The organism is Saccharopolyspora sp. NPDC000995, from assembly GCF_053599315.1.
This window is the reverse complement of record NZ_JBSFLZ010000371.1, coordinates 1-1,043: the sequence shown is the minus strand read 5'-3', so window position 1 is coordinate 1,043 and position 1,043 is coordinate 1. Positions and strand designations below refer to the sequence as shown.

Below are 1,043 nucleotides of genomic sequence, written 5' to 3'. Positions count from 1 at the left end.
CCCGGGCGCACCTGGGAGGTCCATAGCGGCCAGCCGTCGGGGGCGGTGATGACCTGGATGTTGCCTCCGTGGTTGGAGTGTTTTCCCGACCACCACAGGTCCACGCCACGAGTGGGGCCGGGTGTACGGACCCGATCGGTTTCGATCAGGGTGCCATCGATGGAGATGTGGTCGTGGCCTGCGATTTTCGCTGCCAGCAGTGCTGATTCCAGTGCTGGAGCCTGGGCGGCGAGCACTGCGAATCCCTCATGGAGATAGGTGTATGCGGTGGAGGAGCTGATCGTGTGATCGACGGCCAGCTGTTTCACGCGGGTGCCGTCGAGAAACCAGCGCAGCACCAGGATCGCCTGCTTGTATGTGCTCAGCGATCTCCGGTGCTTGCGGGTGCCGCACCGCAGGCGTTGGGTGTGCAGCAGGCTCGACAGGTGCAGCACGGTCTGGTCGCGTACCGGCAACGTCGCGGTGTATGTCACACTCATCAGGCGCGGAACTCCTATGAAGTTGATCTGTGGTAGGACCAAATTCATACCCGGGTTCCGCGCTTTTACTTTGCATCACAACAACTTCGGCGTGTCACCGCCACACGCACCAGCCGCAGCCACGACGACTACCCAGAGCCACAGATGCTAACCCGGAAAGGGTCAATACCTTCTCGCCAACTCCAAGGCGCCGGCCTCTGGGTGCGTCGTCATGATGCTGCTCCTTTCTCGATTGGAGCCGAAGTACTGGATCACTGGACCGCAGATTCCACTCGCCTACGGTCGCGACATCTCAGTCGCGTACCCCTCCTTTAGCCCACTGCCCACAAGCTCGCCTCAAGAGACGCTGGTCTTCTTCTCCCGGACGAAACATGCGCGTTCAGGCTGGCACCCCCGCCGCACGAATCAGCAATAGCTGCGCTTGATAGTTGCGGCACTCTGTTTTAGAGCGGCGCCATGCCGTACTAGGCCTCAAATAAGCGAGTCGGTCACTGTGGGGGCGGTAGTAGCCGAAATGATCACTTTGGCGTGAGCGTGGGATATGCCGATGAGTGGTGGGGGGCG

Annotated in this window: 1 protein-coding gene; it reads right to left on the bottom strand. The window is 61.0% G+C overall.

The window, feature by feature from the left end:
• On the bottom strand, positions 1 to 479 hold a 479-nt coding region (locus ACWDKQ_RS36390), incomplete at its 3' end, for a transposase family protein (protein WP_450143276.1).
• Positions 480 to 1,043 lie beyond the last annotated feature (564 nt).